At 68.4% G+C, this 12978-nt stretch carries 17 protein-coding genes; 9 read left to right on the top strand and 8 right to left on the bottom strand.

The genetic code is table 11. The features are described 5' to 3' along the window. Positions 1–7: 7 nt before the first annotated feature. The 5 genes from sdhC to FL625_RS06530 all read right to left on the bottom strand — a co-directional run bounded on the left by sdhC (position 8) and on the right by FL625_RS06530 (position 3392). On the bottom strand, positions 8–406 hold the full coding sequence (gene sdhC / locus FL625_RS06550; RefSeq protein WP_149587843.1) for a succinate dehydrogenase, cytochrome b556 subunit: 399 nt from the start codon (positions 404–406) through the stop codon (positions 8–10). Positions 407–603: 197 nt separating this feature from the next. Continuing rightward, entirely contained in the window at positions 604–1626 is a 1023-nt protein-coding gene (locus FL625_RS06545) for a MaoC family dehydratase (protein WP_149587842.1), read from the bottom strand. Continuing rightward, on the bottom strand, positions 1623–1826 hold the full coding sequence (locus tag FL625_RS06540) for a DUF1737 domain-containing protein (RefSeq protein ID WP_149588038.1): 204 nt from the start codon (positions 1824–1826) through the stop codon (positions 1623–1625). Before FL625_RS06540 ends, FL625_RS06545 begins: the two co-directional genes overlap by 4 nt. 136 nt (positions 1827–1962) lie before the next feature. Beyond that, positions 1963–2508 carry an NnrU family protein gene (locus FL625_RS06535; RefSeq protein ID WP_149587841.1) on the bottom strand — a complete coding sequence of 182 codons (546 nt, stop codon included), beginning with the start codon at positions 2506–2508 and terminating at the stop codon, positions 1963–1965. A 38-nt stretch (positions 2509–2546) separates the two neighbouring features. After that, positions 2547–3392: an HpcH/HpaI aldolase/citrate lyase family protein gene (locus FL625_RS06530; RefSeq protein WP_149587840.1), complete on the bottom strand. Its 846-nt coding sequence runs from the start codon at positions 3390–3392 to the stop codon at positions 2547–2549. Positions 3393–3572: 180 nt separating this feature from the next. Here FL625_RS06530 and FL625_RS06525 point away from each other — a divergent pair, with 180 nt between their 5' ends. After that, a complete protein-coding gene (locus FL625_RS06525; RefSeq protein WP_235019340.1) occupies positions 3573–3884 on the top strand; it encodes a hypothetical protein in 312 nt (103 codons plus the stop codon). On the opposite strand, the gene FL625_RS06520 is transcribed toward FL625_RS06525, so the two are convergent. After that, positions 3836–4093 carry an Ada metal-binding domain-containing protein gene (locus FL625_RS06520; RefSeq protein ID WP_149587839.1) on the bottom strand — a complete coding sequence of 86 codons (258 nt, stop codon included), beginning with the start codon at positions 4091–4093 and terminating at the stop codon, positions 3836–3838. The two genes, FL625_RS06525 and FL625_RS06520, sit on opposite strands and share 49 nt — an antisense overlap. A 151-nt stretch (positions 4094–4244) precedes the next feature. Further along, positions 4245–4994, bottom strand: a complete 750-nt coding sequence (locus FL625_RS06515) for a sulfite exporter TauE/SafE family protein (RefSeq protein WP_149587838.1) — start codon at positions 4992–4994, stop codon at positions 4245–4247. A gap of 152 nt (positions 4995–5146) precedes the next feature. Between FL625_RS06515 and mdh the strand changes: the two genes are divergently transcribed. The 7 genes from mdh (at position 5147) to FL625_RS06480 (ending at position 11386) form a co-directional block, all read left to right on the top strand. Beyond that, positions 5147–6109, top strand: coding sequence for a malate dehydrogenase (gene mdh, locus FL625_RS06510; RefSeq protein WP_149587837.1), 963 nt, complete (start codon positions 5147–5149; stop codon positions 6107–6109). 127 nt (positions 6110–6236) lie between these two features. Further along, the gene (locus FL625_RS06505) at positions 6237–6743 is read left to right on the top strand and encodes a DUF1963 domain-containing protein (RefSeq protein WP_149587836.1); all 507 of its coding nucleotides are present in this window, start codon (positions 6237–6239) and stop codon (positions 6741–6743) included. A gap of 283 nt (positions 6744–7026) precedes the next feature. Continuing rightward, on the top strand, positions 7027–7617 hold the full coding sequence (locus tag FL625_RS06500) for a DUF1963 domain-containing protein (protein ID WP_149587835.1): 591 nt from the start codon (positions 7027–7029) through the stop codon (positions 7615–7617). 113 nt (positions 7618–7730) lie between these two features. Then, on the top strand, positions 7731–8945 hold the full coding sequence (locus FL625_RS06495; RefSeq protein WP_149587834.1) for a hypothetical protein: 1215 nt from the start codon (positions 7731–7733) through the stop codon (positions 8943–8945). Positions 8946–9319: 374 nt separating this feature from the next. After that, entirely contained in the window at positions 9320–9490 is a 171-nt protein-coding gene (locus FL625_RS18220) for a hypothetical protein (RefSeq protein WP_200833906.1), read from the top strand. 134 nt (positions 9491–9624) lie between these two features. Continuing rightward, positions 9625–10137: a class I SAM-dependent methyltransferase gene (locus FL625_RS06485; RefSeq protein WP_235019339.1), complete on the top strand. Its 513-nt coding sequence runs from the start codon at positions 9625–9627 to the stop codon at positions 10135–10137. A gap of 67 nt (positions 10138–10204) precedes the next feature. Next, positions 10205–11386: a hypothetical protein gene (locus FL625_RS06480; RefSeq protein ID WP_149587832.1), complete on the top strand. Its 1182-nt coding sequence runs from the start codon at positions 10205–10207 to the stop codon at positions 11384–11386. Between the two features lie 6 nt (positions 11387–11392). Here FL625_RS06480 and FL625_RS06475 read toward each other — a convergent pair whose 3' ends face one another. After that, positions 11393–12721, bottom strand: a complete 1329-nt coding sequence (locus tag FL625_RS06475; protein ID WP_149587831.1) for an aminotransferase class III-fold pyridoxal phosphate-dependent enzyme — start codon at positions 12719–12721, stop codon at positions 11393–11395. Between FL625_RS06475 and FL625_RS18060 the strand changes: the two genes are divergently transcribed. Next, the gene (locus tag FL625_RS18060; RefSeq protein ID WP_160147740.1) at positions 12720–12977 is read left to right on the top strand and encodes a hypothetical protein; all 258 of its coding nucleotides are present in this window, start codon (positions 12720–12722) and stop codon (positions 12975–12977) included. The genes FL625_RS06475 and FL625_RS18060 overlap by 2 nt on opposite strands. The last annotated feature ends 1 nt before the right edge of the window (position 12978 follow it).

The following is a 12978-nucleotide window of genomic DNA, read 5'->3' as shown; positions in this document are numbered from 1 at the left end:
GCAGCCCTCACCGTACCAGAAGAATTGTGATCACAGTCAGCACGACCGAGCCGATGATGCAGGCCCAGCCCAGCTTTTCCGCCGTGGGAATGTCCAGACCCTTGCCGGCGTCGTAGTAGAGATGCCGCAGGCCTGCCAGGTAGTGATACCACACCGCCCAGAGCGAGCCGGTGAACACCAGATCGCCGAACCAGCTGGTTGCCACCGCGTTCGCCGTGGCGAAATAGGCCTCCGAGGTCGCCGCCGCCAGCAGCCACCACACGCCCAGCACCACCCCGGCGATCAGCGCGTGCCCGGTGATCCGCGTCAGGATCGAGGTCAGCATCGGCACCTGCCAGCGATAGATCTGCAGGTGTGGCGACAGGGGTCGCGCGACCTGCACGGGGGGGCGCTTTGCGTCTGCCATGGTCCGTCCTCACGTCTGGCGGCGCCGCCCGAAGACCGGCGCCAGGCTGTCACTCGTTCCTCTGCATAGCGCGGATTTCGCCCATGTCACGCGCGGATTGCCGCAACTGCAACATGTTGTCGCTATCGGTGGCGAATTTCTGGCGTTTGCGATCACAAATTTTCGGGGCGTGATCACACCCGGTGCGGACACCCGACTCACATCGGCACAAGCGCCCAGTAGTCGAGATCCAAGAGCACCTCCGGCAGGTATTTCCCGTCCGGCCCGCGCAACTCGCCCACCCGGCCTTTCGTCGCCACAAGCCGCAGCCGTAAGGCGCCGACCGAGGGGACCGAGGTCTCCGCCCGGTCCAGCACCTCCGACCAGGCCCGCACCGTGTCGCCGGCGAAGCAGGGGTTCGCATGGGCACCGGCGTTCAGCGCCACGATCATCTGCGCATTGGCCAGGCCATTGAACGACAGGGCGCGGGCCAGGCTGATGACATGCCCGCCATAGATCAGCCGCCGGCCATCCTCGCGCTGGGTAACGTCGAAATGCACCTTGGCCGTGTTCTGCCACAGGCGCGTCGCCAGCATGTGCTCGGCCTCCTCGACCGTCACCGCGTCCACATGGTCGATCACTTCGCCGACCCGATAATCGCCCCAGCGGTGCGGCTCTCCCGCCAGCCCGAAGTCATAGGCCGCGAAATCCAGCCCCTCAGGAATCACCAGCGCCCCCGGCTCCACCACCGCCGCCAGTGCCGGCACCGACACCGGCACCTCGACCTCGCGCCGGCGTTTGCGCACCATCACCCAGCGGACATACTCCAGCACCGTCTCGCCAGCCTGGTTCAGCCCCCGCGTCCGCACCCAGACCACCCCGGTTGCCCCCGACGAGGTCTCCTTCAGCCCGATCACCTCGCTTTCGGACCGCAGCGTGTCGCCCGGCCAGACCGGCCTCAGCCAGCGCCCCTCGGCATAGCCGAGGTTCGCCACCGCGTTCAGGCTGATGTCCGGCACCGTCTTGCCGAACACCGTGTGGAAGGCGATCAGATCGTCCAGCGGCGAGGCCCTCAGCCCCACCGACCGCGCGAACTCGTCCGACGAATACAAGGCCCCGCGCGCCGGGTAGAGCGCATGGTAGAGCGCCCGCTCGCCCGCCCCCACCGTGCGCGGCACCGCATGGCGGATGACCTCGCCCAGGCGGTAGTCCTCGAAGAACCGTCCCGGATTGGTCTTCATTGCTCGCCCAGCTTCAGCTCCGGGTGATAATCGCCCGCCACCTCCTTCACCACCGCCTGCCCGCAGCGCATCACGCCATTGGCCGCGTCGAAGGCATAAGTGGGCGAGCCATGCAGCTCCCATCCCTTGTTCAAGGCCGCCGTCACCTTGTGACAGAAGGCCGAGGTGTCGTCCGCGCTCAAGAAACGGTAAAGCTTCATTCCCTCACCAAGCCCCTGACAATTCGCCTCGAATTGCCCTTCATCTGTCCGCAAATATCCCACGGGGTAGCCGTTTGGTTTCGCCATTGGCTCGAGAAACCAATGGGCTGGGGGGTGTGAAACCCCCGGTCCTGCCTCAGCCCCAGGGCGGCACGCCCAGCCAGTTGTGGATCAGCATCACCACGCCCATCACCACCACGGCCCCGATCACGGCGCCCGCTTCCTTGCCCATCGAGGCAGGCGCCGGCGGCGCGGGTCGCGGCTCGGCGCGGTTGATCAGGATGACCTCCACCACCGCCCAGGCCAGAAGCCCGCCGAACAGCACGACCGAGGCCAGATCGCCGTTCACCAGAAGATGCGCCACCGCCCAGGTCTTGACCGCCGTCAGCTGCGGATGCCGGATCACGCCGGTGATCCGCGTCTTCATGCCGCTCGCCGCGTAAAGGTAGAAGGCGAACAGCATCAGGAGGTTGTTCACATGCACCAGGAAGCGCGGCGGATACCACAGATCGACCTGCTCGACCCCGCGATAGCCCAGGATCATCAGCACCACGCCGGCCAGCACGCCGACTGCGACGATCCCCTTGCCGGGGGCGCCCACCCGCGCCCGCGATGCCGGCGCCAGCCGTTTCCACAGATGCGCCGCCCACCACAGCGCCAGTCCCAGAACGATCAGTGTCATGCGATGCCTCCAGCCGGTTCATCGCGCGCACACTGCCCTCAAACCGCCAGCGCCGCAATTGCCTCGGCCTTGCCGATCAGCGCCTCGGCCGTCGCCACATGCAGGTTCTCGACGATCTTTCCGTCCACGACCGCCACACCCTCGCCCCGCGCCCGCGCCTCGGCATAGGCGGCGATCATCCGCCGCGCCAGCGCGACCTCCTCCTCGCTCGGCGCAAAGACCTCGTTGGCGATGTCCAGCTGCGCCGGATGGATCAGCGTCTTGCCGTCGAACCCCATGTCGCGGCCCTGCTCGCATTCGGCGCGCAGCCCCGCCTCGTCCTTGAAGGCGTTGAACACCCCGTCCACGATGATGCGCCCCTCGGCCCGCGCCGCCATGACGCAAGCGCCCAGCCCCGCCAGCAGCGGCAGCCGGTCGGGCCGGAACCGCGCGCCCAGTTCCTTGGCCAGGTCGTTGGTGCCCATCACCATCCCCTCCAGCCGGGGATGCGCCGCGATGGCGGCTGCGTTCAGGCAGCCCTTCGTCGTTTCCAGCATCGCCCAGAGCGGCGCGCGCACCGGTCCCGCCACGGCGTCCAGATCGGCCGGACCATTCACCTTCGGCAGCAGCACCGCATCCACGCCCGGATGGTCGCCGAACGCCGCCAGGTCGCCCGCGACCCACTCGGTGCCAAGGCCGTTGACCCGCACGATCCGCGCCCGCGCGCCATAGTCCGCCTCGCGCAGGACACGGGCCAGCAACTCCCGCGCCCGCCCCTTCTCGTCGGGCGCCACGGCATCCTCAAGGTCGAAGATGATCGCGTCGGCCGCCAGCTCCCGGGCCTTCTCCAACGCCCGCTCGCGCGAGGCAGGGATGTAGAGGACAGAGCGATAGGGACGGATCACGACTCACCTCCGCGCAACATTCTTGCGCTTGAAAGCACGGATCGGACACAAACAGCAAGATGAAATCTGCCGCAGCGCAGAAATCTCTTGGCGACCGCAGCGCGGGAACGCCGTGTTAACCGCCTGTCAGCCCAGGACCGGCAGCCTTTCCCGCATCCAGACCGCCAGAAAGGCCCTCCCATGACTCAAGAGATGTTCGCCCTTTCCTTCGGCCTCGCCGCGATGCTTGCCGCCGCCGACATCGCCCACGGCGCCCCGCAATGCGACAGCCGCGAGGCCGTGACCGCGCTGCTCGCCGACCGCTACGGCGAGACGCGCCGCTCGGTCGGCATCGCCGGTCAGGCCGCCGTGATGGAAGTCTATGCCTCGGACGAAACCGGCACCTGGTCGATCACCATGACCTTGCCCGACGGCAGGATGTGCCTGATGGCCTCGGGCTCGGACTACGAGGCGGTGACCGAGGGTCTGCCCGCCGGCGGCGACCCTGCCTGAGGCCGGCACCGCCTGCAGGCCCGGAACCCCGCTGAAAGGCAATCCTCGACCGAAGGCCTGAATACCACGTTCCGCCGCAGGGGCGTCCGCGCCGGGCAGGTCATCCGGCAGAAGATCCCGGTGGTGGTCACGCAGACGAAGGCCAACCCTTCGAACCGCCCGTCCCGCGCGGCAAGGCTGGCGTAAAGCACATCTTTGTCGGGCAGCATCCGTTCTCTCCTTCCGGGTCGGGACGCCGGGCGCTTCCCTTCCCCCTCGTGTGGGAGGGAGAGGGGGGGGCGCAGCGGCCACCGCGGGATCATGCTGCCACGCACCGGCTCCGCGATCACCCCCCGCCCGGCGGAAACCGCAGCTTCCGGGTCAGATCAGCCCGCGGGCACCGTCCCAGATCAGCTTCAGCGAGATCAGCGCCAGCGCCCAGACCACCAGCCGGAAAAACAGCCGCTCCGGCATCAGCTGCACCAGACGGACCCCGGCGAACACCGCCACAATGGCCGGCAGCGCCAGAACCGCCGCCGCCTTCAGGTTCGCCGGGTTCAGTTGGCCCAGCGCGTAATAGGGGATCAGCTTCACCGCGTTGATGATCGCGAAGGCGATCGTCGTCGTCCCCGCAAAGACCGCCTTCGGCAGCCCCAGGGGCAGCGTGTAGACCTGCCAGGGCGGCGCCCCCGCATGGCTCACAAAGCTGGTGAACCCCGTCACGGCGCCCCAGAACAGGCCCGGCGCCACCTCGGCCCGCTTCGGGCTTGCCGCCACCGGCTTGCGCGCCAGGATGTTCAGCGCGAAGGCAAGACCTATCGCACCCACGACCAGCGTCACCGCCGCCTCGCTGACCAGGCTCGCCGTCGCCCAGCCGATGCCGATCCCGATCACCGCCCCCGGCACCACGATGGCCAGCACCCTTCGGTCGAAGGCATGGCGGTAGGCATACAGCCCGAAGACATCCGAAACGATGTAGACCGGCAGCAGAAGCCCCGCCGCCACCACCGGGTTGATCGCCAGCGCAAGGACCGGAACCCCCAGCATGCCCACCACCGGGACACCGCCCTTGCCCATCCCCACCAGGGCCGCCGCGACCACTGCCGCCACCCAGAAACCCGGACCTTCCATCGCGCCCTCCGCCCGTTACCGCTAACCGCTTCCGCGTCGCGCCGAAAGGCGGAAAATTTCGCATACAATGGTATACCAATCCCGTCCGAAGGCTGGACAGACGCGCCGTTAGCCGCTACCCACAGCCCCGATTCACCCCAACGGAGGCTCCCATGGCCAGACCCAAGATCGCCCTGATCGGCGCCGGTCAGATCGGCGGCACGCTTGCTCACCTGATCGCGCTCAAGGAACTGGGCGATGTCGTCCTGTTCGACATCGCCGAGGGCACGCCGCAAGGCAAGGCGCTGGACATCGCGCAGTCCGGCCCCGTGGAGGGCTTCGATGCGGCGCTGAAGGGCACCAATTCCTACGCCGACATCGCGGGCGCCGATGTCTGCATCGTCACCGCCGGCGTCCCCCGCAAGCCGGGGATGAGCCGTGACGACCTCCTGGGCATCAACCTCAAGGTGATGAAGTCGGTGGGCGAAGGCATCAAGGCCCATGCCCCGAACGCCTTCGTGATCTGCATCACCAACCCGCTCGACGCCATGGTCTGGGCGCTGCGCGAATTCTCGGGCCTGCCGCACAACAAGGTGATCGGCATGGCCGGCGTGCTCGACTCGGCCCGCTTCCGCCACTTCCTCAGCCTCGAGTTCAACGTCTCGATGAAGGACGTCACCGCCTTCGTCCTCGGCGGCCACGGGGACACGATGGTGCCGTCCGTCCGCTACTCCACCGTCGGCGGCATCCCGCTGCCCGATCTCGTGGCAATGGGCTGGACCACGCAGGAGAAACTCGACGCCATCGTCCAGCGCACCCGCGACGGCGGGGCCGAGATCGTGGGCCTTCTCAAGACCGGCTCGGCCTTCTACGCCCCCGCCGCCTCGGCCGTTGAAATGGCCGAAGCCTACCTCAAGGACCAGAAGCGCCTTCTGCCCTGCGCGGCCCATGTGAAGGGCGCCTACGGGCTTGACGGCCTCTATGTCGGCGTGCCGGTCATCATCGGCGCGAACGGGGTGGAACGTGTGGTCGAGGTGAAACTCGACGCCGCCGAAAAGGCCATGTTCGACAAGTCGGTCGATGCCGTGAAGGGCCTCGTCGCCGCCTGCAAGGGCATCGACCCGACGCTCGCCTGAGCAACCCGTTGACGTGACGTGACTTTCCAGACACCCTCGGGCCGTTGTGTTCCGAGGGTGTTTTCATGTCGCAGCGTCCGCCCGTCTTCCTGATCCGCCTCCCCTGGCCGATGCCGTGACCTGGCCCATGGCCCGCAGCTGGATGGGCGGGCTGCCGCGCCTCGGTGACCTCGACTGGCCGCATTGCGGCGGCAGGGCGCTGCATTTCCTGGCCCAGATCGACATGGGCGACCTTGCCCGCCTGGCCCCGCTGACTGGCCTGCCGACCAGCGGAAGCCTCGCCTTTTTCGCCGATACTGTCGGCTGGCAGACCGCCCGCGTCCTGCATGTGCCCGGCGACCAGATGGCCCGGCCCGACACGCCGCAGCCCAACGACATCCACCCCCCTTCGGTGCCGAACACTGGCGGTCCCTCTACCCCACCTCGCCCCGCCACGCAGACGCGCCCCGCATCCTGCCCCGCTGGCCGGTCGAGCTGCGCCGCTCGGCCCTCGCCGACGACGCGGGAGAGGCGAAGCTCAGGGCCGAACTTGCCGCCACGCATCCTGCGGCGCAGGTCACCTTCGGTGCCTCGCTCGTGCAGGATCATCTGCCGATGGGGCGGAAGCCCTTCCTCGGCCAGGCACTGCACATGATGGTCGATGCCTGGACCGGCGACATTGCGGGGAATGAGGAGGTCCAGGCCCGCAGCGGCAAGAAGGCCGCGGACCTTGGACAGCAGCTGATGGCGATGGGGATCGGGCTTGGCCCGGACGAAGCCTGGGCGGCCTTCTGGACAAGGACCGAAAGGCGGCGATCCGCGCGGCCCTTCCCCCGGCGCCGGGTCCGACCCCTGCGCCCTCGACGCCCATCACCACTCTCGGCCGGATCTTCCGCGCGCTTGCCCCCAGGCCCGATACCCCCAGCCCGGCGCCCGTGATGCCGCCGCCGCCGGATCATGTGCTGGTCGAAATGCTTGCCGGCTTCAAACTTGCGCAGAGCGTCGCGGAAAATGCCGGCCAGACGGCAGAACGCCTTCGCATCTATCTGCCCCGGTTGCAGGCCATCGCCCAGGGCAAGGCCCCGACCGCGCCACTGACCGAGACCGACCTCGCCGCCGTCGAAGCCCTGGTGGAAGAGTTCGTCGACCGGCCGACGCCGCAAAGCTACCCCCGCTACCGGGCCAGCTATATGGGCGGCGGGCAGCTTGCGACCGACCTTCTTCTCTGGATGGTCCGGGGCGATGCCGCCCGCCGCGCCCTTCTGCCCAAGGCCGCGCAAGAGCTGATCGACCAAAGCTATCTCGTGCCCACGAAACAGGCGCCCCTCCACCGCATGTTCGGCCGCGGCGCGGTGATCCGGGACGGCGAGGGGCGGCCCAAGGGCGGCATCCTGCTGCTGCAACTCGGCTGGGATCCCTTCGTGGGCCTCCATCTCGGCGACGCCGGGGCCCTGCAATTCTGGATCACCCCCGAGGCGCTGGCCGCGCGCGACTTTTCCGCTGTGGTCATGACCTCGGAAAACCACTGACCGGCAGGAGGTATCACCCCCCGCCGGGCGTGCGCCAATCCATACCCGAAACCTTCCTTGAACGCGCAGGCGCCAGGCTCCATTGTCGGATGAGGCTCTACCGGAGGTTACTCATGCGTGTCGTGGCCCTGTCCGCCCTTGCCCTGGCCCTTGCCGTCCCGGCGACCGCCGAAAGCCTGTCCGCCGAAATCGGCGCAAACGGCATCGCCCCCACGCTTGCCCGGCTCAAGGCCCAGCCCGAACCCGCGCTCGAAGACATCTTCGCCATCGGCGGGCTGCATTTCCTGGGTTCCGTCGAACGCGCCCTTCAGATGCAGTGGCGCAGCGGGGCCGATCAGGCCACCGGCAACGTGGGCGATGCGCTGGGCCTGCCGTTCCTGCGCCTGCCCGTGCCGCCCAACCCCGCGCCCGAGCCGTTCAGCGGCGCAGTGGTCAGCCAGCTTTTTGCCGACATCGACGCCGACATGGCCGCCGCCCGCGCCGCCCTGGCCACCCTACCGCCGGGCGAAGACTTCGGCCTGGAAATCACCTTCTCGGACCTCTGGTTCGACATCAACCTGAACGGCACCCGCGAGCCTGAAGAGGACGCCCTCGCCATTCTCGGCCCGGTCCTTCTCGGCTGGCAATGGCAGGCGCCCGACCCCGCCGCGCCGCCCCTGACCGTCCGCTTCGACGCCGCCGATGCGGCCTGGCTTGCGGCCTACACGCATGTGATGTCCGGCGTGGCGAACACCGTCCTCGCCTACGACCCCGCGGCCAGCATCGACCGCGTCATCGCCGCCCGCGCCGCGATCAGGGTGGCACCGCCAAGTCCCGGAAACTACAGCTTCGATGCCTCCTTCGGACAGTTTCTCGACGCCTTCGCCATGCTGGAAGGTGCGGTGAACCAGCCCCCCGATGCCGCCCGAGCGAAAGCCGCCAAGGATCATTTCCTGTCGATGATCGCCGAGAACCGCCGCTTCTGGTCCCTTGTCGCGCTTGAGACCGACAATACCCTCGAATGGATCCCGAACGACCGCCAGACCTCCGCGCTTGGCCTCGATCTGCCTGCGGGCACCGGCGACACCTGGCTCGGCGTCCTGGCCGATGGCGAAGCCCTCCTTCAGGGCCGTCTCCTGATCCCCTACTGGCGCGGGCCCACCGGCCAGGGCATCAACCTCGGCCGCATGTTCGACGACCCCGCGCCCATGTCGATCATCGGCTGGGCGCAGGGCTGGGCCGCCGTCCCCTACCTGGAACAGGGCCCCGTGGTGACCGCCACAAGCCTGCGCCGGTTCGAGGCGCTGATGGGCGGCGATGCCGGGCTGATGATGGTGTTCCTGAACTGATCGCATCCGGTTCCGCCTTCGGGACCGGCACCCCGGGGATGCATGCCCTGCTGCCCGCTCCCGCCCGGCGATCGGGCTTCAGACCGACACAACCGGCGACCCCGCCCGCACCCTGATCTCCCGCGACGCGCCTCCCTCCCCCCGCGTGGGGGAGGGATGGGGAGGGGGGCAGAGGAGGGATGGGAAGCGGGGCGCGAAGGGAAGCCCCGAACACTCGATCCAGGATGCCTAACAAAGCCATAACGGAAAATCTGAACCTGTTGGAATCATTCACATTTATGGATTTGTCCACCGTGGACACATATGCACCCTCTTGTCCCGCCGCCGCAAATCCGGCATCCCCCTTCCAGACCCACAGCCTCGGAGGCGCCCCGATGGACTATTCGAAATCCGGCAACCCCAAGGGCTCCCGCAGCACGCTCCGCGGCCCCGACCATGCCCAGAAGGGCGCGCCCAAGTCGGTGAAGCCCCCGCGCGAGACGCCGGACCAACTCCTCGCCCGCATGAAGGCTGCCGCCGCCGCGAAGAAGGACCCCAAGGCCTGACCCGCCTAAAATCGCCCTACCTCGCCCCCGGCTTCTATGACGAGGCCATCGCCAGGGGCCGCCACCGCGACATCGTCGGCGGCCGCTGGGACGAGACCGCCCGCGTCCAGATGGCGGCCCTGCTTGCCGCGGGGATGACCCCGGACGACCACCTCCTCGACATCGGCTGCGGCGCGCTCCGGCTCGGCCACAAGGCCGTGTCCTTCCTCAATCCCGGCCACTACTGGGGCACCGACGCCTCCCTCGCCCTGATGCGGCACGGCCGGCGCACCGAACTCTCCGACCCCGATGCGCTGCCGCTCGATCACCTGATCGAGGACGCCGCCTTCGCCTTCCCTGGCATCCCCGACACGATCACGCTAGCCATCGCCTTCGGCGTCTTCACCCACCTCCCACACGACGACCTCGCCACGGCGCTGCGGAACCTCCGGCGCTTCCCCGATCTCCGCGCGATCCTGTTCACGGTCTTCCTCTCGGACGCCCCCGGCCCCACCCGCCAGCCCGACGGAGTCGTCACTCACCCCGACCGCCCGCCCTATCACGTCGCCGAAGCCGCCGTTCGAGACACCATCGCCGCAGCAGGTTTCACCCCCACCCGCCTCCCGACACTCCTGCCGCGCGGGCAGGTCCTGTGGTCCGCGACCTGATGAGGGCTTCCCCACCTTGCGCCGCGCCGCAGGCCCGCCCACACTTGTGCGGAATCCGGAGTCCCCCATGCGCACCCTCGCCCTCGCCCTCCTCCTCGCCACCCCGGCCACCGCCGAGACGATCTCCGAGGAAATCGCCCGCACCGGCCTGCAGGCGACCGAAACCCGCCTCGCTGCGCTCCCCTCCCCCACCAGCGAAGAGCTCTTCGCGCTGGCTGGTCTCCACTTCCTCGGCGGCGTCGAACAAGCCCTGCAGTTGCGCTGGAAGACCGGGGTCAAGGCCGACTGGTCCGAACTCCCGATCCTCCGCCTGCCGATCCCCGAGAACCCCGACGCCATCCCCTTTCAGGCCGCCGACTTCACCGCCCTCATCCGCAACCTCGACGCCGACATGGACGCTGCCCGCACGGCCCTGGCGCAGCTTGGCGACCAGGAGTTTTCGCTGCCGGTCCGCATCAGCGACCTCTGGTTCGACATCAACGCCAACGGCACCCGCGAAGCCGGAGAAAGCCTCGCCGAAGTCACCGGCATGGCCCTCGGCGGCGGTCGCGGCATGGGCGTCCGGGTCGAGGATCCGGTCATCACCTTCGACACCGCCGACGCCGCATGGCTGTCGGCCTACACCCATTTCCTGTCCGGCTTCGCCTCGACCGCTCTGGCATACGACCCCGAACCCGCGATCCAGCGGGTGATCGATTCGTCGAAGGCGATCTACGCCCTGTGGGGCACCACGCCGCCCCGCAACGCGATGGACATGATGTTCGGCCGCCAGGTGGACCGCGCGGCGATGATCCTGCACGCCCTGTCGAACAGGCCCGACCGCGCGCTGGCGCAGGACGCCCACAATCACTTCCTGTCGATGATCCGCGAGAACCGCCGCTTTTGGTCGCTGGTGGAGATGGAGACCGACGACACCGGCGAATGGGTCCCGAACGATACCCAGGTTTCCGGCCTTGGCCTCAGGATGCCCCCGGGCACCGGCGAACGCTGGCAGGCGGTGCTGGCCGACGCCGAGAAGGTGCTCAAAGGCGAGGTGCTGCTCCCGCACTGGCGCTTCGGGGCCGAGGCTGGGATCAACCTGAAACGCGCCTTCGACGACCCGCCCGCCATCGACCTGGTCACCTTCATCCAGGGCGAGGGCCTGCTGCCCTATGCCGAGAAGGGCCCGCTGATGTCGTTGCAGTCCTGGCGCGACTTCGAGGATTTCATCCAGGGCGACGCGATGCTGTTCGCGGTCTTCCTGAACTGACCACCATCAGCCGGGCAGACCGGCGATCACCGTTTCCAGCGTTGCGACCAGCTTGTCGGCGATCTCGTCCAGCTCGGAATCCGTCGCATTGAACGGCGGCGCAAGGATCACCGTATCCCCCGCCGCGCCATCCACGTTGCCGCCCGAGGGATAGCAGATCAGGCCCCGCCGCAGCCCTTCGGCGCGGATCCGGCCGTTGACGCCCAGCGCCACGTCGAACGGAGCCTTCGTCTCGGGATCCGCCACGATCTCGACCCCGATGAAATAGCCGCGCCCCCGCACATCGCCGACCTGCGGCAGATGCGCCATCCGCGCCCGCAAGTCGGCCTGCCAGCGCGGGCCCTTGTCGCGGATGCGGGCCAGAAGCCCCTCCTCTCGCACGATCTTCTGCACCGCCACACCCGCCGCAAGGCAGGCCGTGTGCCCGGTGTAGGTGTGTCCCGTAAGCGGCCCGCCGTGGCCTTTCGCCATCGCCTCGGCGATCTCGGCCGTGTAGACCGCCGCCCCCAGCGGCAGATAGCCGCCCGACAGCGACTTGGCCACGGTGATGATGTCGGCGGTGATCCCGTCCTCCTCGGAGGCGCGCCAGACCCCGGTGCGGCCCGAGCCGCACATCACCTCGTCGCAGATGACCAGTACGCCGTGCCGCCGGCAGACCTCGGCCACGGCCCTGCCATAGCCTTCCGGCGCGGGCAGCGCTCCGCCGGCCGCGCCCACCACCGGCTCGAAGATGAAGGCCGCCACCGTCTCGGGCCCCAGCCGCAGGATCTCTGCCTCCAACTCGGCGGCCAGATGCGCCACCAGCCCTTCGCGGCTCACCCCCTCCGGCAGCCGGTAGGCATTGGCCGCGCTCACCCGCCCGACCTGGGGCAAGGCGCCCGCAAAGGCGCGCTGCCGCTCCTCGAACCCCGACAAGGCCGTCGCCATCAGCGTATTCCCATGCCAGGACCGCTTCCGCGCGATGAACTTCACCCGCTTCGGATCGCCCCTGTCGTAATGGTATTGCAGCGCGATCTTCACCGCGCTTTCCACCGCCTCGGACCCCGAGGTGGTATAGACCATGTCTGCCAGCCCCGTGGCCTGCCGGATGATCTCGGTCATCTCCTCCAGCGGGTCGGTGGTGAAGAGATAGCGGTAGCCGTAGGCGACCTTCTCCATCTGCCCGGCCACCGCCGCGTTGACCCGGGGGTCGCCGTGCCCGATCGAGAACACCGCCGGCCCGCCCGAGCCGTCGATGTATTGCTTCCCCTCGACATCCCACAGATAGACCCCGCGCCCGTGGCTGATCTTCGGCAGGCTGTCCTGGGTGATGTCGTTGGCGCTTGGGCGCGGCATGATGCTCTCCTCCTTGGTCCGGGAAGGCTTCGCAAGCCGGCCGCCCCTTGTCAATCTGGCCACTCCAGGGGTGATTCGCAGACTGTTCTGGCGTTACCGCCACCATGTGATCACACGTTTCCAGCATGTGATCACACATTTGAAAGCCGTGATCACATCGTTCATTTTCTCGGCATTCTGCCGGCATTACAGGCATTTGCCGTTTGGCCAGACCGCCAACCCGTGCCAGAAGACGCCTGACCAATCCCGGCCGTGAA

The sequence above is a fragment of the Tabrizicola flagellatus genome (assembly GCF_008271465.1).
GTDB lineage: Bacteria > Pseudomonadota > Alphaproteobacteria > Rhodobacterales > Rhodobacteraceae > Tabrizicola > Tabrizicola flagellata.
This window is presented reverse-complemented; position numbering and strand designations above follow the sequence as displayed.

What these genes read in the sequence shown, in the direction of transcription:
- FL625_RS06545 (WP_149587842.1), bottom strand. Translation starts at nt 1,626, where the DNA reads ATGAAGACCAATCCGGGACGGTTCTTCGAGGACTACCGCCTGGGCGAG.
- FL625_RS06540 (WP_149588038.1), bottom strand. Translation starts at nt 1,826, where the DNA reads ATGAAGCTTTACCGTTTCTTGAGCGCGGACGACACCTCGGCCTTCTGT.
- FL625_RS06485 (WP_235019339.1), top strand. Translation starts at nt 9,625, where the DNA reads ATGACCCCGGACGACCACCTCCTCGACATCGGCTGCGGCGCGCTCCGG.
- FL625_RS06475 (WP_149587831.1), bottom strand. Translation starts at nt 12,721, where the DNA reads ATGCCGCGCCCAAGCGCCAACGACATCACCCAGGACAGCCTGCCGAAG.
- FL625_RS18060 (WP_160147740.1), top strand. Translation starts at nt 12,720, where the DNA reads ATGATGCTCTCCTCCTTGGTCCGGGAAGGCTTCGCAAGCCGGCCGCCC.
- FL625_RS06495 (WP_149587834.1), top strand. Translation starts at nt 7,731, where the DNA reads ATGCGTGTCGTGGCCCTGTCCGCCCTTGCCCTGGCCCTTGCCGTCCCG.
- FL625_RS06480 (WP_149587832.1), top strand. Translation starts at nt 10,205, where the DNA reads ATGCGCACCCTCGCCCTCGCCCTCCTCCTCGCCACCCCGGCCACCGCC.
- FL625_RS06500 (WP_149587835.1), top strand. Translation starts at nt 7,027, where the DNA reads ATGCCGCCGCCGCCGGATCATGTGCTGGTCGAAATGCTTGCCGGCTTC.
- FL625_RS06525 (WP_235019340.1), top strand. Translation starts at nt 3,573, where the DNA reads ATGACTCAAGAGATGTTCGCCCTTTCCTTCGGCCTCGCCGCGATGCTT.
- FL625_RS06505 (WP_149587836.1), top strand. Translation starts at nt 6,237, where the DNA reads ATGGCCCGCAGCTGGATGGGCGGGCTGCCGCGCCTCGGTGACCTCGAC.
- sdhC (WP_149587843.1), bottom strand. Translation starts at nt 406, where the DNA reads ATGGCAGACGCAAAGCGCCCCCCCGTGCAGGTCGCGCGACCCCTGTCG.
- mdh (WP_149587837.1), top strand. Translation starts at nt 5,147, where the DNA reads ATGGCCAGACCCAAGATCGCCCTGATCGGCGCCGGTCAGATCGGCGGC.
- FL625_RS06515 (WP_149587838.1), bottom strand. Translation starts at nt 4,994, where the DNA reads ATGGAAGGTCCGGGTTTCTGGGTGGCGGCAGTGGTCGCGGCGGCCCTG.
- FL625_RS18220 (WP_200833906.1), top strand. Translation starts at nt 9,320, where the DNA reads ATGGACTATTCGAAATCCGGCAACCCCAAGGGCTCCCGCAGCACGCTC.
- FL625_RS06520 (WP_149587839.1), bottom strand. Translation starts at nt 4,093, where the DNA reads ATGCTGCCCGACAAAGATGTGCTTTACGCCAGCCTTGCCGCGCGGGAC.
- FL625_RS06535 (WP_149587841.1), bottom strand. Translation starts at nt 2,508, where the DNA reads ATGACACTGATCGTTCTGGGACTGGCGCTGTGGTGGGCGGCGCATCTG.